This is a genomic window from Luteimonas composti (genome assembly GCF_042678665.1).
In the GTDB taxonomy this organism is placed as follows: Bacteria; Pseudomonadota; Gammaproteobacteria; order Xanthomonadales; family Xanthomonadaceae; genus Luteimonas; species Luteimonas composti.
In genome coordinates, this window is record NZ_JBHTKU010000005.1 from 1 (window position 1) to 22,851 (window position 22,851).

Consider the following 22,851-nt stretch of genomic DNA (forward strand, 5'->3'; position numbering starts at 1 on the left):
GTTGCGTCGGCTGTCGATCCGGCTGGCAGGCAGCCAAGAATGGAGCGATCAATGCAAACCTGAGGCTTGCGGGAATCTTCATTGCGCCCCCTAACGCCTGAATTAAGCCGCGCCGCGAAGTGGCGTCGGCTTGAATGAATTGTTAGCCACGAGCCAGCATAGCTACACTTGCTATCACTATTGCAGTGTGAACGAGCAGGAAAAATAGTGAGCTCTTCGCCCCATAGGCTGGCGGCGAGTGCAGGTATTTCGGTACGAAGCTTTCCCCCCAATGTGCCCACTTATCGCAGTAGCACCCAGAGAACGATGCCATCTGCTCATCAGGAACATGCATCCAAAAATATCGCTCGTACGCGACGATGCGGCAGATGGCGCGCCTGTACTCCTTGCTCAGGTAGTTTGTAGTTACGAGACCTAGGATGCCAATGCAGAGTGCGAGCCCGTATAGCAGCAGGTTGTTTTTGCCATCCATGTTGTACTTACCGCCGAAAAGCGCTGCGCACACGGTAAGGAGAACTGTATTTGACCCGATTATCAAAGTCTCGTTGTGGCGGGCCCAGCTTTGAGTTTCCGCGTAGATTGTACGGATGAACTCCGCGCGTACAGGCGGTGATGCGAGAGCCAGACGCAGTTCCCGCGCTTTAGGCTCAACATGCATAGTCAATTCCCTCGTGGCTAACGCCTATTAGCCCCCGGATCAGGGGTGTAGCAAGGAGGATGTGGCTTCTTCTGCGTGCCGTCAATCTCGGAGTTCCTGCATAGAATCAGATACTTGGTTGGCGAGCCGGGGGCCCATGGGCTGGGGAAAAGCGTCTGTTTTGAGGCGATAACTGATATCAGCCAGGAAGTGAGGTGATATCCGGCGCTAGAAGTCGCCGCAGAGACAGCCTTCGTCCTGGCCCAACGACCGCTTTGGTCGAGATCCGCTCCTCACCTCACCCGGTAAACCCCACCACTCAAGTGGTTGACGAACCACAGCTCGTTCTCCTCGTCCTCACCGAACGACGCAATCGTCCCGTACCCAGGCGCCACCCCGCTGGTCAGCGAGGCCACTTCCAGCCTGCCGGTGCTCGACATCCGCCCCACCAGCAGCTCGCTGGAACACGAATCGGAAAACACGTACGCACCCTTGAGCGCGACGTTGCCGCCGCGATAGACGATGCCGCCGGTCACCGCGCAGCGGCCCTTTTCGCGGCCGGCGTACTCGAACACGGGACCGGCGGTGCCGGTGCGGGCCGGGCAGTCGGTGGCGCCGGTGGAGGGATAGTCGTGGCTGCCCTGGCAGCGTGGGTAGCCCAGGTCGCGCGGCATGCCGTCGCGCCACACGCTGACCTCCTCGCGGTCCTTGCCCACGTCGCCGATCCACACCGCGCCGTCGGCATCGACGCTGAAGCGCCAGGGGTTGCGCAGGCCGTGCAGCCAGATCTCGCCGCACTGGCCGCGCTGGCCGGCGAAGGGGTTGCCGTCCGGGATGGCATAGGCGGCGCGGCCGGTCTCGCCGCAGCGGTTCTTCGCGCCCCTGGCGCCGTCGCGCACGTCGATACGCAGGATCTTGCCGAGCAGGTTGTCGGTCGCCGTGGCGTGGGGATGGTCCTGCGGCTCGCCGGTGCCGGCGCCGATGCTCCAGTACAGCATGCCGTCCGGGCCGAAGCGGATGTCCCCGCCGTTGTGGTTGGCGACCAGGCCCTTCACCCGCATCAGCAGCTCGTCCTTGCCGCCGAAGCGGTTGGCGGACGGGTCACTGGCCTGCAGGCGGCGCAGCACCAGGCCATGGCGCTCGCCTTCGGCCGCGCCGCTGTAGGCGATGTACAGCCGGCCGTTCTCGCGGAACGCCGGGTCGAAGGCCAAGCCCAGCAGGCCCTGCTCGGTGTCGGCGGTGGTGACGTCGCGGCTGTAGTACGGCTCGGGCAGCAGCTTGCCGTCGCGGTCGAGCACGCGGATGCGGCCTTCGCGCTCGATCACGAACATGCGGCCGCTGCCGTCGCGCGGGCTGGCGATGGCAGTGGGCGAGGTCAGCCCGTCCTGCACCACCTGTTCGACATGGATGCCGGGCGCGCGCGCGGCGCTGCCCTGCCCCGCCAGCGCGACGGTTTCGCCCGCTTCGGGCGATGCCGCCGCCACGCCATCAGACGCCAGCAGCCAGGCCAGCGCCAGCGCACTCCACTTCCTGTCCATGCAGCCTCCTTCGCGGCCATGGAAGGGGCCGCCCCCGCCTCGCGCGCGCGGAAGGCGCGTGCGCTATTCGTCCTCGTCCGCGGCGGTGAGCCAGAGGTCGGCGGGCGCCACCGCCTCCAGGGTCTCGCCGCAGGGATGCCAGAACACCGGGCGCGGCTCGCGCGGCACGAAGCCGTTGCCCAGCAGCCCCTCGCCCGCCGCCGCCGCGCCCAGTTCGATCGAGACCGCGGTGTGGCCGCCATCGCGCGCGCAGCGCAGCAGGGTGGCCACTTCCGCCCGGGAGGGGCCGGCCACGCCGCGCGCAGCCCAGAAATCGTGCACGTACAGCACGCCCTCGCGCGACTCGCAGGCGAACCAGGCCAGCGGCGTGCCGTCGCGCCCGCGCACCAGCAGGTAGCGCACGTCCACCAGCGGCGACTGGTCGAAGCGCCAGCGCAGGAAGGTCAGGTCGCGGATCGACACCGGCCCGTCGCCGGCGCGATCGGGTGACCACAGCGACGACAGCGTCTCGTCGGCGTGCTCCAGCCACTCGCCGCGCGTGCCTGCGCTGCGCCCCGCCAGTCGCACCTGGTCGACCGCGTCGAGCAGCAGGCCTGCCGGCCAGGCCAGTGGCGCGGGCAGGCGTCGACGCACGTAGCCCACGTGCCGCACCACGCGCGCGTGGCGCACCAGCTTGCACAGCGGCACGTAGCCGACGCGCTTGAACACCGCGGCGGCCTTGGGATTGGGGAAGCCGTACATCAGCTCGAAGCGCTTCGCTCCGGCCTCCATCAGCGCCATCTGCAGCGACAGCGCCGGGAACAGCGAACGGTGCGCGGGCAGCACCGCCAGGTCCACCAGCACGCCGGCCTGCACCAGCTTGCCACCCAGCATCATCTGCCGCGGGCCGGCGGTGGCCACGCCCACCCAGGCGCCGCTTTCCTCGTGTCGCAGCAGCAGGGTGAGCGGCGCGCCGTAGGGGCATTCGCGGTAGAACCAGTCGTACTTGCGCGCCATGCGCGACTCGTCGCCGAGGTTGCCGCGCCACAGGCCGAGGATCAGCTCGCGATCGCGCTCCACGTCGGCGACATGGACGGTATAGGCCGGATTGGCAGCCATCGGCTCAGTGCCCGGGCAGTTCGGTCACCGGCTCGACCAGCACCGGCGGGCGATGCAGGTAGGCCGTGGTGCGGCGCTTGGCCTGGATGTCGTCGTACACCGCCTGCGCCTGCGCCTCGGATACGCCCAGCGCACCCGCAAGTTCGGACGCGGGCAGGCCGTGGTTGAGCGCCCACAGCGCCAGGTCCATCTGCGCGTACGGCAGCGCGAAGTAGAACTCGTCCTGGCCCTGCGCCAGCGAATAGGTGTCGGTGGTGGGCGTGGCCGAGGTCACGCGCTCGGGCACGCCGAGATGGCGCGCCATCGCATAGACCTGGCTCTTGTACAGGTGCGCGATCGGCTTGACGTCGGCCGAGCCGTCGCCGTTCTTGACGAAGAAACCCTGGTCGTACTCCAGCCGGTTGGGCGTGCCGGTCACCGCGTAGTTGAGGCGGTCGGCGTGGAAGTATTCCAGCGTCTTGCGGATGCGCTGCTTGAAGTTGGTGGCCGCGACGATGGTGAGGTAGGCCTCGAGCGGCAGGTCCTTCTCGTGGCGTTCGCCCGCCGGATCCTCGGCGACGATGCGGAAGCGGTTGATCAGCCCCTGCGCGCCGCCGGCGATGACGATCTTGAACTTCCAGCCCTCTCCATAGCCCGGCAGCACGGTGCGCACGGCGTTGTCGCGCGCCTCGTAGCAGCCGATGGCGGCCAGCGCCGGGGCGATGTCGTGGGTGTGCACGCGCACGCCCAGGTGCTCGGCCAGGATGTTGGCGCGCACCGCGCTGTCGTCGCTGGAATCGCGCTCGGGCAGGATCAGGCAGAACACGCGCTCCGGGCCCAGCGCGCGCACGGCCAGCGCGGCGCAGGTGGTGGAATCGATGCCGCCGGAGATCGCGACCACGAGGCCGCGGCGGTGCAGGTCGCGGGCGACGATCTGCCGCAGGCGCGCGGCGATCCGGTCGGCTTCGGCGGCGTAGTCGAGGTCAAGCACGGACGGATCGAGACGGCTCATGGGTTCCCCTGGGTCAATGCGGCGCGGCGGATCTTGCCCGACGCGGTCTTGGGCAGTTCGCTCACGAAGGCGACCTGCTTTGGAATCTTGTACGTTGCCAGGCGCTGGCGGCAATGCGCCTTGACCGCCATCTCGGTCGGCGCATCGTCGCCGGGCACGAGGAAGGCGGCCACGACCTGCCCGAGCAGGCCGTCATCGAGGCCGGCCACGGCCACCTCGCGCACGCCGGGCAGCTCGGCGATCACCTCTTCCACGTCCTGCGGATGCACGCGGTGGGCGCCGGTTTTGATCATGTCGCTGCGGCGCCCGGACAGCCACAGGAAGCCGTCGGCATCCAGCTGGCCCTCGTCGCCGGTGCGCAGCCAGCCGTCGACCAGGGTGGCGGCGGTGGCCTCGGGCGCCTGCCAGTAGCCGGCCATGACGTTGGGGCCGCGCGCCCAGACCTCGCCAGGTTTGCCGGTTGCCGCCGGGCTGCCGTCCTCGCGGCGCACCTGGATCTCGACATTGGCGATCGGCAGGCCGACCGAGCCGGCCTTGTCCTCGAACCGCTCGGGCGGCAGGCAGGTCAGGCGGGCGCTGGCCTCGGTCTGGCCGTACATCACGAACAGCCGCGCCTGCGGGAAGGCGGCGCGCACGCGCCGCGCCATCGCCGGCGCCATCGCGCCGCCGGCCTGGGTGAGGTAGCGCAGCGCCGACAGGTCGTGGCGGTCGAGCTGGCCGCGATCGAGCAACAGGGCGAAGGTGGACGGCACGCCCGAGAATCCCGTCGCACGCTCGCGAGCCAGCGCCTCGGTGATCAGGTGCGGGAAGACCAGGTTCTCCTCGAGCACGATGCGCGCGCCCACGGCCAGGTGGGTGTGCAGCACCGAGGCACCGTAGGCGTAGTAGAACGGCAGGGTGCTGACCGTGCTGTCGTCGGCGCGCAGGCCCAGCGAATCGAGGATCGAGGCGGTGTTGGCGGCCAGGTTGCGATGGCGCAGCGCCACGCCCTTGGGCGCGCCGGTGGTGCCGGAGGTGTAGAGGATGGCGGCCAAGGCGTCGGGATCGGGCTGCGACAGGTCCGCCGCCGCATCGCGCAGGCCATGGCCCTCGCCCGCGAGGCACTGCTGCGCCGCCAGCACCGGCACATCGGCCGCGGCTGCGGCACGCGCGGCGTCCTCGTTGCCGTCATGCACCAGCAGGCGGGCGCCGCTGTGCTGCAGCCAGGGCAGGAAGTCTCGTTCGCGCGCCTGGGCGTTGAGCGGCACCACCACGGCGCCGGCGCGCCAGCAGCCGTACCAGGCCACCACGGCCTCGATGCAGTTGGGCAGGATGAGGGCGACCCGGTCGCCGGGTGCGATGCCGCGCGCGCGCAGGCCGCGCGCGAAGTCCAGCGCCGCCGCGTGCAGGCCCCGGTAGTCCAGGCGGCGCCCCTCCTGCTGCAGCGCGGTGCGCTCGGGCATCGCCGCGGCGGTGCGTTCCAGCCGCGCGACCAGGGTCTCCATCGTGCAGGGTCCGTCAGGCCGCGAGCCGGACGTCGAGGTAGCGGTCGATCGATTCGAGGCTGTCGAAGTTGGCCGGGGTCATGTCCTCGGGCGGGACGTTGACCGGCCAGGTTTCCTCGATGAAGCCGATCAGTTCCAGGATCCCCGTGGAGTCGACGATGCCCTGCTTGATCAGCGACGTATCATCGGCGATGGCGGACTCGTCGTCGGTAAACAGGAAATTGCCGAGGATGAACTGCCTGATCTGCTGACGCCGGCTCATGTCGCTCCGATGCTCCCACGGTGGAAAATGATGGTGACCGATGACGCGCGCGCCCCGTGGCGCCCATTGAATCCGAGGACCGCGCTGTTCGCGGCGGGATGCCTCTCCATTGCCGCTGCGTTGTCGGCCTGTGGGTTAGAACGCGATCCGGACAGCGGGCAGGACATCGTGTCCACGCCGCGCAGCCTCGAAGGCGCGCAGCCGGAGGTGCTGGAAACCGAGTACGGCCGCCTGGCCGTGCGGGTTCTGGCCGAGGGTTTCGTCCATCCCTGGTCGCTGGCGTTCCTGCCCGACGGCACGATGCTGGTGACCGAACGGCCGGGACGGCTGCGCCGCATCGCGGCGGATGGCGCGATCTCGGAGCCGCTGGACGGCGTGCCGGACGTGTTCGTGCAGGGACAGAGCGGATTGCTGGACGTGGCGCCCTCGCCCACCTTCATCGAGGACCGCCTGGTCTACATCGCCTATGGCGAGCCGAACTGGCGCGGCAACAAGGCCGGCACCGCGGTGGCGCGCGGGCGGCTGGGCGCGCGCGGGCTGGAGCACGTGGAGGTGGTGTTCCGCCAGGAGCCGAAGCTGTCCAGCGGCACCCACGTCGGCGCGCGCATCGTGTTCGACGATGCCGGCATGCTGTACGTGGGCACCGGCGACAACCGCGACGCCGGCAAGGCGCAGCTGCTCGACCACCTGCAGGGCAAGCTGGTGCGCCTGCGTCCGGATGGCCGCGTGCCCGAGGACAATCCCTTCGTCGGCCAGGAAGGCGCGCGCCCGGAAATCTGGAGCTACGGCCACCGCAATATCCAGGGCATGGCCCTGCATCCGCTCACGCGCGTGCCGTGGACTCACGAGCATGGGCCGATGGGCGGCGACGAGATCAACCTGCCGCAGGCCGGGCGCAACTACGGCTGGCCGCTGGTCACGCACGGGCTGGACTACTCGGGGCAGCCGGTGCCCGGCGCGGTCGGCGACAGCGCCGAAGGCATGGAAGCGCCGCTCCACTACTGGCCGAAATCTCCGGCGGTGAGCGGCATGGCCTTCTACGACGGCGACGCCATCGCGCCGTGGCGCGGCAACCTGCTGGTCGGCGCGCTTGCGGGGCAGGCGCTGATCCGGCTGGAACTGGACGGGACGCGCGTGGTGCACGAGGAGCGGCTGCTGCAGGGACGCGATCGCATCCGCGACGTACGCGTCGGGCCGGATGGACTGGTCTACCTGCTGACCGACGGGAAGGACGGGAAGCTGTTGCGGCTGGAGCCGGCAGGAGGACATGGAAGGCAGTCGGAGACGGAGGCAACAACGGAGCCAGCATCGACGTCCGCAGCGCAGCCGACAACAGAGCAGCCACCGGCAGCGGCACCGGGGCCGGTAACAGAGCAGCCACCGGCAGCGGCAGCGGGGCCGGTAACAGAGCAGGCAACAACTCCAGCATCGGGGCCGGCAAGGGAGCCTGCCGGGACGCCCGTGGGAGAGCAGGCGCGGTAGAGGTTTATCGTCGCGGCTGCGTGTGGGGTGCGTGGCGCCGGAGCCGCCCCCCATCCCGGCCTTCCCCCGCAAGCGGGGGAAGGAGAAGAGCGACCGCCGGCCGGCGGGTGTCGATTCCTGCACGCTCGCAGAGAAGCAGAAGAGCGGCCGCCAGCGACCTTTCCCCCTCCCCCGCTCGCGGGGGAGGGCTGGGGTGGGGGCCACCGAAGCGACGCCCGAGACGCGCGACCGCCGCCCGCCCAAAGCAGCCCCACCTCACCCCGCTCCCGTCCCGTCCGCTCGCGATGGAAGCAGACAAGCGGCCGCCAGCAGCCTTCAGCCCCCCTCCCCCGCTCGCGGGGGAGGGCCGGGGTGGGGGCCACCGGAGCGACGCCCGAGACGACCGACTGCGTAACCGAAGCAGCCCCACTCACCCACCGACCGCCGCCCCCGCAGCGGCCCCACCTCACCCCGCCAGCGGCCGCTCCCGCAGCAGCAGCAGCGTCGACAGCAGCCCGACGAATGCCTGGTTGTCGGCGAAGCCGATCACCTTCCCCGCCCTGGCCTTGGCGAACAGCCGCGAGGCCGCGTCCACGTCGAACACGCCGCCGGCGCGCAGGTTCTCCGGCGAGAACAGCTCGGCCACGTAGTCCAGCGGCTTGCCGTCGACGAAGAAACTGGCGCTGTCCGGCGCGCGGTAGGGCTGCTTGGTGCGGTGCGCGATATCCGGCGGCAGCAGGTCCGCCAGCGCCATGCGCAGGATGTGCTTCTCGGTGAGGCCTCGGATCTTCCACGACGGCGGCAGCCGGTTGGCGAACTCGACCAGGGTGTGGTCCAGGTAGGGATAGCGGCCCTCGATCGAGGCGGCCATCGCCACCCGGTCGCCCTGCGCGGCCAGCAGGTAGCCCGCCAGCAGGGTCTTGGCCTCCACGTACTGGTCGCGCGCCAGTGGCGACCAGTCGCCGATGCCGGTGGGCAGGCCCGCCTCGACATGGGCCAGCGCGTCCCAGCGCGCGGCGTCGGCGCGCATTTCCGGTGCAAGGAAGGCGAACGCCCGCTGCGAGGTGGTCCAGCGCGGCACATGCGCGAACACCGCGCGGTCGAGGTGCTCGCGGCCCTGGCCGAAGAACGAGGCCGCGAACGCGGGATTGGCCGCCGGCGAATTCTCCAGGTAGCCGTACAGCCGCGACAGCAGCTTCGGGCGCAGGGTCGAATCCGGCTGCCTCGCCCAGAAGCGCCGCACCTTGGCTTCCTTGAACAGGTCGTAGCCACCGAACACTTCGTCGGCGCCCTCGCCCGTGAGCACCACGGTGTAGCCGTGCGCGCGCACCGAATCGGCCAGCAGCATCATCGGCACCGCCGCGGTGCGCAGCACCGGGGTCTCGGTGTGCGCGACCAGCCGGGGGAACGCCGCGCCGATGTCGGCCGGCGCGATGCGCAGGGTCGAATGGTCGGTGCCCAGGTGCCGCACCATCGCCATCTGGTGCGCGCTCTCGTCGAACTCGGCCTGGTCGAAGGCCACCGAGAACGTCCGCACCGGCGTGTCGGTGAAGCCGCGGATCAGCGCCACGATGCCGGACGAATCCAGCCCGCCGCTGAGGTAGGCGCCGACCGGCACGTCGGCGCGCAGCTGCAGGCGCACCGCGTCGATCAGGCGCTCGCGCAGTTCGCCGGCGGCCTGGTCGATGCTGCCGAAGCGCGTCGTGCGCGTCAGCGCCGCTTCGGGGAACGTCCAGTCCCAGTACTGCGTGAGCGCCTGCCGGCCATCGGCTTCGATGCTGAGCAGGTGCCCCGGCGGCAGGCTGTGCACGCCCTCGTACACGGTATCCGGATCCAGCGGGGCCCAGTAGCTGAAGGTCTGCAGCAGGCCGGGCAGCGCCAGCCGCGCACGCTCGGGCACCGCCGCGAACAAGGCCTTGGGTTCGGAGGCGAACCACAGCGCGTCGCGCGCCTGCGTCCAGTACAGCGGGCGGATCCCTGCGCGGTCGCGGGCCAGCACCAGCCGCCGGCGCGCGCCGTCCCACAGCGCGATCGCGAACTGGCCGTTGAGGCGCTCGACGAAGCGGTCGCCGTAGCGGTCGTACAGGTGCACGATCACTTCGGTATCCGAGCGCGTGTAGAACACGTGCCCCTGCGCCTCGAGTTCGGCGCGCAACTCGACGAAGTTGAAGATTTCGCCGTTGAACACCGTCCACACGCTGCGCGATGGATTGTGGATCGGCTGGTCGCCGGTGCTCAGGTCGATGATCGACAGGCGTGCATGCGCCAGGCCCACGCCCGGTTCGACATGGAAGCCATAGCCGTCCGGGCCGCGGTGCGCGAGCGCCCCGATCATCCGCTCCAGCAGCGGGCGCGCACCCGCCTGTTCGACGGGGTGGCCGAGGTAGCCGGCGAGTCCGCACATCGTTCAGGCCCGCCCGGATGCGGACGCGGCGTGCGCTGCGCCGCTCATTCCGGGTTGCGCCACCAGCACACCAGCCATGTTTCCCCCTGGTGCTGCATCCAGTCCTTCTGCAGGCCCTCGATCCGCTCCAGGTGCGGCCCCACCCGCACCAGCGCGGGCGCGAAGAAGGTCACCATGCAGGCGCGGCCGAGATGGCGCATGCGCTCGATCGTGGCCGGAATGTCCTTGATGTAGTAGAGCACCTCGCAGGCCAGCACCAGGTCGAAGCGGCCGCGCTGTTCGCCCCAGGGCTGCTGGTGGATGTCGGTGGCGGCGAACTGCGCGTCGGGCACGCGCACCCGCGCGCGCTCGATCGCGGTCGGGCTGACGTCGATGCCGTAGACCTCGTCGGCCAGCCTGCGCAGGGCCTGCGTCTGGTGGCCCTCGCCGCAGCCGACCTCCAGCAGCGAGCCGACATGGCCGAAGTGGCGTTCCACCAGCGCATTGGTGGCGGCGAAGCGCGCCTGCTCCAGGCCCGATTCCATGTTCCAGGGATCGCCCAGCTTGTAGGCCAGGTCGAGGCGTTCGTAGTTGTCCGCGCCGCCGACCCCGCGCATGGCGTACTTCATCCACGTGCGACGGATGGCCTTCCTGAGCTTGGCGTTGATGCGCTGCATGGATGGTCTGGTCTCTCAGTACTTCGAGGTCGTCGGCGGGCACGGGCGGGCGTCGGCGCGCGCGAGCACGGCGGCGGACTCTCCGGCCGGACGCGGGGGCGATGCGCGCAGGGGTTGCAGCGGCGAACTGTACCAGTCGATCACCTTCGAGCATTCGAAGCGCACCCACGATGGCCCGTACACCCAGTGGGTGCCGCCCAGCTCGCGGCTGCCCGGTTCGCCAAGCATCGCCACCACGTCGCGCGCCTCCATGCCCTGGCGCAGCGCAATGGCCGCAGCGCGCGCCGTTCCACGTTTGTTACCGGCAATCCCACTACCGAATCCGGCCGAGCCGTCGGTGCGCGACAGCCACCACACCAGCAGCGCCGCGAGCAGCAACATGCCATACACGACCATTCGCGACGACCGGCGCGGAGATGCTGCCTCCACCTCCTCCACGATCGGCAAAGCCGCGTCCATGCGCGGCGCGGCCGCGGCCGCTGGTTGCGCGCGGCGCTGCGACGTGGCGGGCGCGCCGGGCAGCCGGCCGTAATGGCGATGGAATTCCAGCGCCGCCGCGTAGCGCAGGTTCAGGGCCTTGAGCTCGTCCTCGCCCGAATCCCCGACGCGGTCCGGATGCAGGTCCGCCACCCGGCGCCGGTACGCCATGCGCAGTCCGTCGAGCGAGCAGTCAGGTTCGATGCCGAGCTCGCTGTACAGGGCGACGAAGTCGGTCTGGGCGGACATGGAGTCTTCGGGCAGGCGGTCGATTCGAGACAGCGTACGCGAAACGGCGCCTGTCCCGGCCAAGCGCGCCACGCCGCTCCGGGCGCGATGGCGGGTCGGCCGTCGACACCCTATGCTTGCGCGCAGGGGATGCAGAACGCCCGCGGGGATACCGGCGCACGCGCGCCCACGAAGGGCGCCGCCGGCGTCGCCTGCGCCACCAGGGGGAATCAGATGCACCGTTCGAGCCGGAAACGTCCGTCCGTGCGCGCCGTGCGGAGCCTGTCGACCGATGTCGCGTGATTCCGTTGTCGTCTACGGCCATCGATCGGCCGCCGGCAGCCGCCGGCACCGCCTGGCCCAGCGCGCCCATGCCTGGGGGATGCTGCCGATCATGCGCACCGTGCGCGGGCTGCTGCGCCGCGACCTGCGGGTGCTCGCCTACCACCGGGTGCGCGAGATCCCGGCGGATTTCGCTTTCGACTCCGCGCTTGTCAGCGCGACCCCGGAAGGCTTCCGCGCGCAGATGCGGCACGTGGGCGAACGCTTCCACCCGGTGACCTGTCGCGAGGTGGTGGACGCGCTCGACGGGGGCGCGGCGCTGCCGCGCAACGCGGTCCTGGTCACCTTCGACGACGGCTACGACGACAACCACGCCGTCGCCTTCCCGATCCTGCGCGACCTCGGCGTGCCCGCGACGTTCTTCGTGTCCACCGGCCACATCGACAGCGGCATGCCCTACGCCTACGACTGGCTGGCCCACCTGATCGTCACCATGGCCGGAACGCGCCTGCACATTCCCGAACTGGAGATCGACCTGCCCTTGCCCGCGGACCACGCGGCGCGCCAGGCGATCACCGGCATGGTGCTCGACCGGCTCAAGTACCTCGACGATGCGGGCCAGCAGGCGGTGATCGACGCGCTGCAGTCGCGCTGCGGCCGGCCGCGCAGGGCGGCGCATGCGGACTGCCGGCCCATGACCTGGGCGCAGCTGCGCGAAATGCGCGACGGCGGCATGGAAATCGGTGGCCATGGCGTGCACCACCGCATGCTCGCCAAGCTGCCCGACGAGGCGCTGGCCGCCGAGGTCGCCGAGTGCCAGGCGCGGTTGACCGCCGAACTGGGGACGCCGGCCATCGCCCTGTCCTATCCGGTCGGCGGACCCGACGCCTACGACGCGCGGGTGATCGAGGCGGTGCGCGCGCAGGGCTTCCGGGTGGCCTTCAGCTATGTCAGCGGGGTCAGCACGCCCGACCAGGACAACCGCTACCACCTGCTGCGGGTGCCGGTGGAAGCGGACGTGGACGAACGCTGGTTCCAGGGCATCGTCGCCGCGCCGGAAGTGTTCTCGCACGCCTCGACACTGCGGGTGTATCCATCGTGATGTTGTTCCTGCTTGTCTGGCTGGCGCTCGTACTGATCCGTCCCCAGGAATACCCCGCCCTCGCCGACATGGGCATCCCGATCCTGCCGATCGCGCTGCTGGGCGCGCTGGGCGCGTGGACGATCAGCCCGCAACGCAGGCCGTTCCGCCAGCCGACCTACCTGCTGCTGGTGGTGTTCATCGCGATCGGCATGTTCACCATGGTGGTCAACGGCTGGGCCGGCGGCGCGATCTCGCGCTTCATGCACTTCCTGCCCGCGCTGATCGCGCTGGTGCTCATCGCCCAGGCGGGTCACTCGCCGAAGAACCTGCTGCGGATGATGTGGGTGATCGCGCTGTGCGCGCTGGTGCTCACCATCCACGGCATCGAACAGGTGAAGCTGGGCCAGGGCTGGACCGGCATGCCGACCGTGCAGGACGGCCGTATCCAGTACGTGGGCATCTTCAGCGATCCCAACGACCTGGCGATGCTGTTCATCATGGCGATCCCGATGACCCTGCTGATGGGCCATCGCGGCGGCGCGATGGGCTTGCGCCGCCTGTTCTGGTGGTCGGTGGCGCTGGCGCTGCTGTATGGCGTGTACCTCACCGACTCGCGCGGTTCGTTCCTGGCGGTGATGACGATGGCCGGCATGTGGCTGTGGCTGCGCCGCGGCCTGGTCGTGGCCGGCACCCTCGGCGCGGCGGGCCTGGCGGTGCTGATGGCGCTGCCCACGCGCATGCAGGAACTCGACGCCGGCGAGGCGTCCGCCTACGGCCGCATCGAAACCTGGTACGACGGCATCCAGATGTTCCTGGCCAATCCCCTGTTCGGCGTGGGCGTGGGCAACTTCACCGAGCACACCTGGCTGACCGCGCACAACTCCTTCGTGCTGGTGCTGGCCGAGACCGGCATCGTCGGCTACACGGTCTGGCTGGCGATGGTCGGCTACTGCGCGCTGATGCCGGTGATGGTGCTGCGGCTGCCCAAACAGGTGGAGGACCCGGACCACCAGCCCGCATGGGACGAGGAGCGCCGGATGGCAATGACCCTGCTGATCGCGATGGTGGGATTCTTCTCCTGCGCGTTCTTCCTCAGCCGCAGTTACGTGATCCTGCTCTACATCCTGCTCGGCCTGGTGACCGGCTGGTACGGCGGCGCGCAGGAGCGCTGGGGCGGCCTGCCCGTGTTCAGCGTGCAGCGCGACTGGTTCAAGTGGTGCGTGGCGGCGGTCGCCAGCGCGATCGGGCTGTGGATCGTGGTCAAGGTCCTGTTCGTGATGGCCGGCTGATGAGTACCCGCGGCCAGGTCATCCGCAACACCCTGTTCTCCTCGGTGGGCATCTACACCGAGTACTTCCTGGGCATGCTGACCTCGATCATCATCGCGCGGCACCTGGGGCCCTCGCATTTCGGCGCCTACGGCCTGGTGATCTGGCTGGTGGCCACGGGCGTGGTGATCACCAACTCGGGCGTCGCCAGCGCGGTGATCAAGTTCATCGCCGAGCTGCGCGGCTCCGGCCGCGACGCGCAGATCCGCTCGCTGCTGGCCTGGGCGTGGCGGGTGCAGGCCGGTTTCCTGGCGGCGGTGCTGCTGGCCGGCACGATCCTGTTCGTGACCCACGGCCAGCGGCTGATGCCGGGGTTCAACCACACCCTGCTGCTGGTGATCCTGTTGGCCACGACCGCGCTGCGCGCCTCGTACATGCTCAACATCGGCATCGCCAAGGGCTACGAGAACTTCCGCGCCACCGCCGCGATCGCGGTGATCGTCTCGCCGCTCAACCTCGCGATGATCCTGGTGGTGTGGTGGCTGGACGGGCCGATGGAATGGTTCCTGGGCACGTTCACCGTGTCGAGCTTCATCTTCTGGTGGATCTCGCGCCGGCAGGTGGCGCCGCTGCTGCCGCCGGCCGAGGGACGCCAGCCGCTCGATGACGACATCCGCCGCCGCCTGCGCAGCTACACCGCGCTGGTGGCGGTCACGGTGGCGGTGAACTTCTTCACCGCCAGCGAGGTGGAGGTGCTGTTCCTGACCCTGTTCGACACCTCCGCCTCGGCCGGCTTCTTCAAGGTCGCCTACCAGCTCTCCAGCGGCGCCCTGCTGCTGGTGCCGGGCGTGTTCGGCGCGCTGCTGTTGCCGATGATGGCCAATGCCCTGGCGCAGGGACGCGAGGTGGCCAGCCGGCGGCTGGCGATGTCGACCACCTACCTGACCGCGCTGGCCGCGCCGCTGGTGGCCTTCGGCGTGCTGTTCGCCCCGGACATCATCGGCGTGCTGTACGGCGCGGAGTTCGCGCCGGCGGCTCTCGTGTTCGCGGGATGCCTGGCCGCGGGCGCGATCGCCACCATCTGCCAGGGCGCCTCGAGCTACCTGCTGGGCGCGGACCGGCAGCGCACCCTGCTGGTCGTGATCCTGGGCTGCGCCGTGGTCAAGCTGGCGCTGGATGTCGTGCTGATCAAGCGCATGGGCCTGGCCGGCGCGGTCGCCGCCTACGCCGCGGCCAGCTTCCTGACCAGCGCGCTGCTGATCGGCCTGGCACTGCACCACAGCGGCGCACGCCTGCAGTGGGGCCGCATCGCACGGGTGGCGCTGGCCGCGGGCCTGGCCGCGGCGGCGGCATGGCTCGCGCGCAGCCACCTGCCCGCGATCCCGCTGCTGGCCTTGGTCCTCGGCGGCATGCTGCTGTCCGCGGTCTACGCGGCGGGCACCCTGCTGCTGGGCTTCTGGAGCGCGGCCGACCTGCAGCATTTCCAGCAACTGCACGCGCGCATCGCGGGCGGGCGGCCGGCCGCCGTCGGCCGCCTCCTCGACTGGGCCGCGCGCCGCGCCGGAGCCGCCGCATGAGCCTGTACGAGACCGCCTTCCGGAATGCGCTCTACCCCGCCTACGAGCGCCTGCGTGGACGCGGCATGCTGCGGTACCTGGCCGAGTACGAGGCCAACCAGTGGCGCTCGCCCGAGGAGATCGCCGCGATCCAGTGGGCCAAGCTGCAGGCGCTGGTGGCGCACTGCTGGGAGCAGGTGCCGTTCTACCGCAGCCGCTGGGAGGCGATCGGCTTCGCGCCCGGCGACCTGAAGTCGATGGACGACTACGCACGGCTGCCGGTGCTGACCAAGGCGGATATCCGCGGCCGCTTCGAGGACCTCAAGGCGCGCTCGCTGCGCGACGGCCTGCTGTACAAGGCCACCGGCGGCTCCACCGGCGAGCCGCTGCGCTTCGGCTACACCCGCGAGAGCAACGACCGCCGCTCGGCCGTGATGTGGCGCGGCTACGGCTGGACCGGCGCGCGCATGGGCCGGCGCACCCTGTTCCTGTGGGGCGGCGCGGTGGGCGAACCGGGCCGGGTGGCGCAGACCAAGGAGCGGCTGTACCACGCGGCCTTCCACCGCCGCATGCTCAACAGCTTCCTGATGCGCGACGACAACATGGCCGCCTATGCCGACGCCATCGAGGCGTACCGGCCCGAGGTGGTCGTGGCCTATGTCGACCCGATTGTGCGTCTATCGGAATGGTTGCTCGCGCGGGGTCGCAGCATCCCGGGGGTGGTGTCGGTGCTGGGCGCCGCGGAGGCGCTGCACGACTTCCAGCGGCCGATCATCGAGGCCGCCTTCCCGGGCGCCAAGGCCTACAACACCTACGGGTGCCGCGAGTTCATGCTGATCGCCTGCGAAGCGGAGGACCGCGACGGGCTGCTGGTCAACGCCGACCATCTGGTGGTCGAGCTGGCCAATGCCACCCAGGCCGGAGACGGCAACGAGACCGGGGAACTCGCCATTACCGACCTGCACAACCTGGGCATGCCCTTCATCCGCTACGTCAACGGCGACGTCGCCAGCCGCAAGTCTCCCTGGCATGCCACGGGACGCCGCGGGCTGCCGCGCCTGAGCCGCATCGACGGCCGCCGCCTCGACGCCATCCGCACGCCCGACGGCCGCGTGCTGCCGGGCGAGTTCTTCCCGCACATGCTCAAGGACGTGCCGGGCGTGCGCCGCTTCCAGGTGGTGCAGGACAGCCTCGAGCGTTTCACCCTGAAGGTGGTGCCGGGCCCCGAGTTCGGCGCCGACCAGGAAGCCTACGTGCGCCGCGAACTGGCCAAGGTGCTGGGCAGCGACGCCAACCTGGACCTGCAGCGCGTCGACGACATCCCGCTGACCGCGAGCGGCAAGTTCCGCGTGACCGTGTCGAGGCTGCCGTGAGGATCAGCCACGTTGTCGAAAACCTCAATCGCGGCGGGCTGGAGCGGGTGGTCATCGACCTGGCCAAGGCCCAGGCCGCCGCGGGCCACGACTGCCAGGTGGTGTGCCTGTTCGAGGCCGGCGCGCTGGCGCACGAACTGACCTCGGCGGGAATCCCGGTGATCGCCTGCGAAAAGCGCCCCGGCGCCGACGTGCGGGCCCTGCTGCGCATGCGCCGCGCGCTGTCCGCGCAGCGCACCGAGGTGCTGCACAGCCACAACGGCATCCCGCACTACTACGCGACCGCCGCGGCGCTCGGCCTGGGCGTGCGCCGCGTGGTCAACACGCGCCACGGCATGGGCGACGTCACCCCGTCGAGCCGCCGCGAGTGGCTGTTCCGCGAATCGATGCGGCTGGCCGACCTGTCGGTGGCGGTGTCGGAGGCGGCCGGCCGGCGGCTGGCCGAGGCGGGACTGGTACCCGCGCACAAGCTGCGCGTGCTGCCCAACGGCATCCATCCCGAACCGTTCCGCGCACGCGACCCGCAGGCGCGCGCGCAGCTGGCGGCCAGCCTCGGCCTGCCGCCGGAGACGCAGCTGGTCGGCTTCGTCGGCCGACTGAACTGGGCCAAGGACCTGCCGACCATGGTCGCGGCGTTCGCGAAGGTCTGCGCGAAGCGCGACGACGCCGCCCTCGTGATCGCCGGCGAAGGCTCGGAGCGCGGCGCGATCGAATCGGCCATCGCCGGGGCGGGTCTCGGCGGGCGCGTGTACCTGCTCGGCGACCGCAGCGACGTGCCGCAGCTGCTGCCGGCGTTCTCGATCTTCGCCATGTCCTCGATCTCCGAGGGCTATTCGATCGCCCTGCTCGAGGCCTGCGCCAGCGCGCTGCCGATCGTGGCCACCGACGTGGGCGGCAACGCCGAGATCGTGCGCGACGGCGTCAACGGCCTGGTCGTGCCGGCCAGCGATCCGGATGCCTTCGCCGACGCGCTGGAGCGCCTGCTCGCCGACCCCGCGCGCGCGGCGTCCATGGGCCAGGCCGGCCGCGACTGGCTGCTGGGCCACGCGACCTTCGAAGTGATGTCCTCCCGCTACCTCGAGGCGTACGCGGGCACCACGGCATGAAGGTGCTGGCGCTGACCAACCTGTTCCCGACCGCCTGGGACCCGCTGCGCGCGAGCTTCAACCGCCAGCAGTTCGACCGGCTGGGCGCATACCACGACCTGGACGTGATGGTCGCGGTGGATTTCCGCGACCGCCGGCGCGGCCCGCGCGGCGACGCCCCGGCGCTGGCCCACGCGCGCGCCTCCGACTTCACCTTCTGGTATCCGCCGCGCATCGGCCGCAGCCTGCACGGCCTGGCCTGGTACGCCTCGCTGATGGCCCAGCGCGGCGCGCAGCTGCGGCGCGCCCGCTACGACCTGCTGCTCGCCAGCTGGGGCTATCCCGACGCCGTGGGCACCGCCCGCCTGGCGCGCCGCCTCGGCCTGCCCTACGTGGTCAAGGTGCACGGCAGCGACCTCAACGTTCAGGCCGAACAGCCGCTGCACCGGCCCCAGATCGCCGCCGCCCTGCGCGGCGCGCGCGCCGTGATCGCGGTCAGCGACGCGCTGGCCGGCAAGGCGCGCGCGCTCGGCGTGGCACCCGGCCGCGTGCACCTGCTCTACAACGGCGTGGACGGCGAACGCTTCCGCCCCGGCGACCGCGCCGCCGCGCGCCACGCGCTGGAGATCGCGGACGACGACCCGCTGGTGCTCTACGTCGGCAACCTCAAGCCGGCCAAGGGCTGCGTCGACCTGCTCGAAGCCTTTCCCGCCGTGCTCGCCCACCACCCGCGCGCGCGCCTGGCCTTCGTCGGCAGCGGCGCGGCCGGCGCCACCATCGCCCGTCGCGCGCAGCAGCTGGGCATCGCGGAGCGCGTGCTGCTGGCCGGCGCGCGCCCGCACGAGCAGCTGCCGCTGTGGATGCAGGCCGCCGACCTGCTCAGCCTGCCCAGCCACAACGAGGGCGTGCCCAACGTGGTGCTCGAGGCCATGGCCTGCGGCCTGCCGGTCGTGGCCACGCGGGTCGGCGGCATCCCCGAGGTCCTGCCGGAGCAGGCCGGCCTCCTGGTGCCGGCGCACGACCACGACGCCCTCGGCCACGCGCTGTCGGACGCGCTGCAGCGCGGCTGGTCGCGCGAGGCGATCCTCGCCCATGCGGCCGGCTTCCGCTGGGAGGACAATGTGCGCCACCTCGACCGCATCCTGCGCGACGCCGCGACCCCGTCCCCATGACCCGGCCCATCCAACCCCGTTCCCGCAAGGGCCGCCTGCTGGGCCTGCTGCCCGCGCGCTGGGTGACCACCCGCGTGCGCACCCGCGAGAAGGTCCTGTACCTGAGCTTCGACGACGGCCCGCATCCGGAATTCACCCCGCCGGTGCTCGACCTGCTCGCCGCCCATGGCGCGACCGCCACCTTCTTCCTGATCGGCGCGCGCATCGGCGAATACCCCGAACTCACGCGCCGGATCGTGGCCGAGGGCCATGCGCTGGGCAACCATTCCTGGAGCCATCCGCGCATGGTCGACCTGCCGCTGGAGGCGCAGCTGGAAGAGATCGCGCGCACCGACCAGGCACTGTCGGCCTACAGCGGACGCGGGCGCCATCCGTTCCGGCCGCCCTGCGGCGCGCTGCCGGCGAACCTGCTGCTGCACTTCGCCCGCACCGGTCGCACCATCGCCTTCTGGTCCTATGACAGCCACGACTACGAACTGCTGCTCGTGCCCGAACTGCTTCCGCAGATCGAGGCGGATCCGCCGCGCGCCGGGGACACGATCCTGATGCACGACGACACCGCCGCCACCGTCGAACTGCTGTCCCGGCTGCTGCCGCAATGGCGCGCGCAGGGATACGAGGTCCGCGCCATGCCGGAGGGCCTTGGATGAAGGTGCTCTACCACCACCGCACCCAGGGCAAGCGGGTCGAAGGGGTGCATATCCGCGGCGTGGCCAATGCGCTGCGCGAACTGGGCTGCGAGGTCCGCGTGGTCTCGTTCCCGGGCGCGGATCCGGAGCGGGAGCCGGTCGCCGCCACCACAGGCGAGGGCAAGGGCCGCCTGGCCACGCTGGTAAGCCGCCTGCCGGGCGTGCTGTTCGAGTTCGCCGAGCTCGGCTACAACCTGGTCACCTGGTGGCGCATCCGCGCGGAGATCCGCCGCAACCGGCCGGACTTCATCTATGAACGCTATTCGCTGTTCCTGTTCATGACGATCTGGATCGCCCGCAGCGAGGGCATCCCGATCATCCTGGAGATCAACGATTCGGCCGTGGTGCAGCGCCTGCGCCCGCTGTGGCTGAAGTCGCTGGCGCGGCGCATCGAAGCCTGGTGCATGACGCATGCGACCGGGATCGTGTTCATCTCGACCTACTTCCGCAACCTGCTGGCCGACCACTACGGCCGGCTGCCGCCGTCGGTGGTCTCGCCCAACGCGGTGGACGCGCGCTTCGACCCGACCCGCTGCGACCGCGACGCGCTGCGCCGCGCGCAGGGGCTGGAAGGTCGCGTGGTCTGCGGGCACATGGGCGTGTTCGCGCGCTGGCATGGCGTGCCGGGCTTCGTCGAGTCGATCATCGACCGCCTCGACGAGGCGCCCGGGCTCACGTTGCTCATCGTTGGCGACGGCGAGGACCTGCCGGCCGTGCGCCGCGAGGTCGAGGCACGGGGCCTCGGCGACCGCATCCGCCTGCCCGGCCGCGTGCCGCACCACGAGATCCCGCAGTGGGTGGCGTGCATGGACTATGCCTTCCTTCCCGATTCCAACGAATACGGCTCGCCGATGAAGCTGTTCGAGCTGATGGCCATGGGCGTGGCCGTCGTCGCCCCCGACTACGACCCGGTGGCCGAGGTGATCGAGTCCGGCCGCACCGGCTGGCTGTTCCCGCGCAAGGACGTGCGCGCCTGCGTGGACCAGGTGCTCGCCCTGTGCGGGCGCGAGGACGAACGCGAGCGCGTTGGCGCCGCAGCCCGCGCGTATATCGAGCGCGAGCGCCGCTGGCGCAACAACGCGCAGCAGCTGCTCTCGCTGCTGCCCGGCGCCCAGGGAGCCACGGCATGAGCGCGCTCGCCTGGCTCGGCGTGCTGCTGCTGGCGGGCGTGGCGGGCGCCGCGCTGGTGGTGTGGCGCTTCGTCCGCGCGCGCAATATGCAGATCTGGCTGCCGGCCTGGCTGCGCCGTGGCGCGCGACCGGCGCATGGCGGACCGACCCACGTGATGTTCTGCTTCGTCGACCACTACGAGCCGATGCACGGGCGCCCGGACCTGGAAACGCAGCGCGCGCGCGTGGACCGCTGGTGCCGCGACTACCGCGCGCTGGCCGACCGGCACCGCGATGCCGACGGCCGCAAGCCGCAGCACGGCTTCTTCTACCCCGAGGAGGAGTACCTCGAGGAGCACCTGGCCAAGCTCGAGGCCCTGTGCCGCGACGGCTACGGCGAACTCGAAGTGCACCTGCACCACGACAACGACACCGAGGCCAACTTCCGCGCGTCCATCAGCGGCTTCAAGCAACTGCTGCACGAACGCCACGGCGCCCTGCCCCGCCATCCCGGAACCGGCGAGGTGATGTTCGGCTTCATCCATGGCAACTGGTGCCTGGACAACTCGCGTCCGGACGGGCGCTGGTGCGGCCTGGACAACGAGCTGATCCTGCTGCGCGAGCTGGGCTGCTACGCCGACTTCACCATGCCCTCGGCGCCGAGCGACACCCAGACCAGCACGGTCAACTCGATCTACTACGCCACCGACGATCCGCTCAGGCCCAAGTCGCATGACCGCGGCGTCCCGGTGCGCGTGGGCGGCACGCCCAGCGGCGACCTGCTGCTGGTGCAGGGCCCGGTGGGCCTGAACTGGCGCGACCGCCGCCACGGCTTCGTGCCGCGCGTGGAGAACGCCGACATCCGCGCCAACTACCCGCCCACGCCGGGCCGCGTCGACGGCTGGGTCGAGGCCGGCATCCATGTCGAAGGCCGCCCCGAATGGATCTTCATCAAGATCCATACCCACGGCGCGCCGGAGAAGGAGGCCGACGTGGTGCTCGGCCCCGATGTGGACGCGATGTTCAGCCACCTCGAACGCAAGTACAACGACGGCGAACGCTACGTGCTGCACTACGTCAACGCGCGCGAGGTCTACAACATCGTCAAGGCGGCCGAAGCCGGCCACGGCGGCGATCCCAACGATTATCGCGACTTCATCCTGCCGCCGCCGCCGAATCGCGTCGCGCCCGCGGCCCCCGCGGCATGAACGTGGCCAGTCTGATGTACCACGATGTCGTGGACGTGGGCGCCGACGATGCGAGTGGCTTCCCGGGACCGTCCGCAGCCTCGTACAAGCTGCACTGGCCGGAGTACGAGGCGCAGCTGGCACGGTTATCGGCCACGGGACTGCGCTTTCCGCGCGTGGACGCGGCCGATGCCTTCGCCGCCGACGCCTGCCTGCTCACCTTCGACGACGGCGGCGCCAGCGCCGTGGCCGCCGCCCGCGCGCTCGACACCCTGGGCATGCGCGGGCATTTCCTGGTGACCGGCGCGCGCGTGGACAGTCCCGGCTTCTGCAGCGCCGCCGACCTGCGCGCGCTCGCCGCGGCGGGGCACGTCGTCGGCAGCCATTCGCAGACCCATCCGGCCGACATCTCGCGCCTGCCCGCCGCGCAGCTGGCCGCGGAATGGCGCGACAGCGTGGCGCGCCTGTCCGGCGTGCTCGGCACGCAGGTCGACGTCGCGTCGATCCCCGGCGGCTTCTATTCGCCGGCGGTGGCGGCGTCCGCCTTCGACAGCGGTATCCGTTACCTGTTCACGTCGGAGCCCACCACCCGCGTGGTCCGCCGCGGGGAGGCCTGGCTGATCGGGCGCTACGCGCTGCAGCGCGGAATGGGCCCGGACGCGGCGGCCGCCTTCGCGCAGGGCACCGGCATCGCGCGACAGCGGCAATGGCTGCTGTGGAACCTGAAGAAACCGGCCAAGCGCTGGGCCGGCCCCGCATACCGATGGCTCAGGCGACGCAGCTTCGGCGGCAGCTGAGCCGATCGCCACA

The 22,851-nt window shown here is 70.7% G+C and carries 19 protein-coding genes; 11 read left to right on the forward strand and 8 right to left on the reverse strand.

What is annotated here, in order from left to right; translation table 11 throughout:
* Positions 1 to 930 precede the first annotated feature (930 nt).
* From ACFQ2D_RS14735 to ACFQ2D_RS14755, 5 genes are all read right to left on the reverse strand, one after another.
* Positions 931 to 2,175, reverse strand: a complete 1,245-nt coding sequence (locus tag ACFQ2D_RS14735; RefSeq protein ID WP_280943503.1) for a PQQ-dependent sugar dehydrogenase — start codon at positions 2,173 to 2,175, stop codon at positions 931 to 933.
* Positions 2,176 to 2,238: 63 nt separating this feature from the next.
* Positions 2,239 to 3,273 carry a hypothetical protein gene (locus ACFQ2D_RS14740; protein ID WP_280943502.1) on the reverse strand — a complete coding sequence of 345 codons (1,035 nt, stop codon included), beginning with the start codon at positions 3,271 to 3,273 and terminating at the stop codon, positions 2,239 to 2,241.
* Positions 3,274 to 3,277: 4 nt separating this feature from the next.
* A complete protein-coding gene (nadE, locus tag ACFQ2D_RS14745) occupies positions 3,278 to 4,264 on the reverse strand; it encodes an NAD(+) synthase (RefSeq protein WP_280943501.1) in 987 nt (328 codons plus the stop codon).
* Positions 4,261 to 5,748: a class I adenylate-forming enzyme family protein gene (locus ACFQ2D_RS14750; RefSeq protein ID WP_280943500.1), complete on the reverse strand. Its 1,488-nt coding sequence runs from the start codon at positions 5,746 to 5,748 to the stop codon at positions 4,261 to 4,263. The genes nadE and ACFQ2D_RS14750 overlap by 4 nt, the downstream gene beginning before the upstream one ends.
* 13 nt (positions 5,749 to 5,761) lie before the next feature.
* On the reverse strand, positions 5,762 to 6,010 hold the full coding sequence (locus ACFQ2D_RS14755; RefSeq protein ID WP_280943499.1) for an acyl carrier protein: 249 nt from the start codon (positions 6,008 to 6,010) through the stop codon (positions 5,762 to 5,764).
* A 168-nt stretch (positions 6,011 to 6,178) separates the two neighbouring features.
* Here ACFQ2D_RS14755 and ACFQ2D_RS14760 point away from each other — a divergent pair, with 168 nt between their 5' ends.
* Positions 6,179 to 7,492 (forward strand): PQQ-dependent sugar dehydrogenase, encoded by a 1,314-nt coding sequence (locus tag ACFQ2D_RS14760; protein ID WP_280943498.1) that lies wholly within the window; start codon positions 6,179 to 6,181, stop codon positions 7,490 to 7,492.
* A gap of 445 nt (positions 7,493 to 7,937) precedes the next feature.
* On the opposite strand, the gene asnB is transcribed toward ACFQ2D_RS14760, so the two are convergent.
* Genes asnB through ACFQ2D_RS14775 form a run of 3 tightly spaced genes read right to left on the reverse strand, consistent with a single transcriptional unit; the run spans position 7,938 to position 11,329 of the window.
* Positions 7,938 to 9,875 (reverse strand): asparagine synthase (glutamine-hydrolyzing), encoded by a 1,938-nt coding sequence (gene asnB / locus ACFQ2D_RS14765; protein WP_280943497.1) that lies wholly within the window; start codon positions 9,873 to 9,875, stop codon positions 7,938 to 7,940.
* A gap of 44 nt (positions 9,876 to 9,919) precedes the next feature.
* On the reverse strand, positions 9,920 to 10,531 hold the full coding sequence (locus ACFQ2D_RS14770) for a class I SAM-dependent methyltransferase (RefSeq protein WP_280943496.1): 612 nt from the start codon (positions 10,529 to 10,531) through the stop codon (positions 9,920 to 9,922).
* A 15-nt stretch (positions 10,532 to 10,546) separates the two neighbouring features.
* Entirely contained in the window at positions 10,547 to 11,329 is a 783-nt protein-coding gene (locus ACFQ2D_RS14775) for a J domain-containing protein (RefSeq protein ID WP_280943495.1), read from the reverse strand.
* 199 nt (positions 11,330 to 11,528) lie between these two features.
* Here ACFQ2D_RS14775 and ACFQ2D_RS14780 point away from each other — a divergent pair, with 199 nt between their 5' ends.
* From ACFQ2D_RS14780 to ACFQ2D_RS14825, 10 genes are read left to right on the forward strand one after another with little or no spacing between them, the layout of a single operon-like run.
* Positions 11,529 to 12,620: a polysaccharide deacetylase family protein gene (locus tag ACFQ2D_RS14780; RefSeq protein ID WP_280943494.1), complete on the forward strand. Its 1,092-nt coding sequence runs from the start codon at positions 11,529 to 11,531 to the stop codon at positions 12,618 to 12,620.
* Positions 12,620 to 13,891, forward strand: a complete 1,272-nt coding sequence (locus ACFQ2D_RS14785; RefSeq protein WP_280943493.1) for an O-antigen ligase family protein — start codon at positions 12,620 to 12,622, stop codon at positions 13,889 to 13,891. Before ACFQ2D_RS14780 ends, ACFQ2D_RS14785 begins: the two co-directional genes overlap by 1 nt.
* Positions 13,891 to 15,447, forward strand: a complete 1,557-nt coding sequence (locus tag ACFQ2D_RS14790; protein WP_280943492.1) for an oligosaccharide flippase family protein — start codon at positions 13,891 to 13,893, stop codon at positions 15,445 to 15,447. Before ACFQ2D_RS14785 ends, ACFQ2D_RS14790 begins: the two co-directional genes overlap by 1 nt.
* Complete coding sequence (locus tag ACFQ2D_RS14795) at positions 15,444 to 16,799, forward strand: phenylacetate--CoA ligase family protein (RefSeq protein ID WP_280943491.1); 1,356 nt, start codon at positions 15,444 to 15,446, stop codon at positions 16,797 to 16,799. Before ACFQ2D_RS14790 ends, ACFQ2D_RS14795 begins: the two co-directional genes overlap by 4 nt.
* A complete protein-coding gene (locus ACFQ2D_RS14800; RefSeq protein WP_280943490.1) occupies positions 16,796 to 17,905 on the forward strand; it encodes a glycosyltransferase in 1,110 nt (369 codons plus the stop codon). Before ACFQ2D_RS14795 ends, ACFQ2D_RS14800 begins: the two co-directional genes overlap by 4 nt.
* A complete protein-coding gene (locus tag ACFQ2D_RS14805) occupies positions 17,902 to 19,056 on the forward strand; it encodes a glycosyltransferase family 4 protein (protein ID WP_280943489.1) in 1,155 nt (384 codons plus the stop codon). Before ACFQ2D_RS14800 ends, ACFQ2D_RS14805 begins: the two co-directional genes overlap by 4 nt.
* Complete coding sequence (locus tag ACFQ2D_RS14810; protein WP_280943488.1) at positions 19,053 to 19,706, forward strand: polysaccharide deacetylase family protein; 654 nt, start codon at positions 19,053 to 19,055, stop codon at positions 19,704 to 19,706. The genes ACFQ2D_RS14805 and ACFQ2D_RS14810 overlap by 4 nt, the downstream gene beginning before the upstream one ends.
* Positions 19,703 to 20,875: a glycosyltransferase gene (locus ACFQ2D_RS14815; protein WP_280943487.1), complete on the forward strand. Its 1,173-nt coding sequence runs from the start codon at positions 19,703 to 19,705 to the stop codon at positions 20,873 to 20,875. The genes ACFQ2D_RS14810 and ACFQ2D_RS14815 overlap by 4 nt, the downstream gene beginning before the upstream one ends.
* Entirely contained in the window at positions 20,872 to 22,062 is a 1,191-nt protein-coding gene (locus ACFQ2D_RS14820) for a hypothetical protein (RefSeq protein WP_280943486.1), read from the forward strand. Before ACFQ2D_RS14815 ends, ACFQ2D_RS14820 begins: the two co-directional genes overlap by 4 nt.
* Positions 22,059 to 22,838, forward strand: coding sequence for a polysaccharide deacetylase family protein (locus ACFQ2D_RS14825; protein WP_280943485.1), 780 nt, complete (start codon positions 22,059 to 22,061; stop codon positions 22,836 to 22,838). Before ACFQ2D_RS14820 ends, ACFQ2D_RS14825 begins: the two co-directional genes overlap by 4 nt.
* Positions 22,839 to 22,851: the final 13 nt, after the last annotated feature.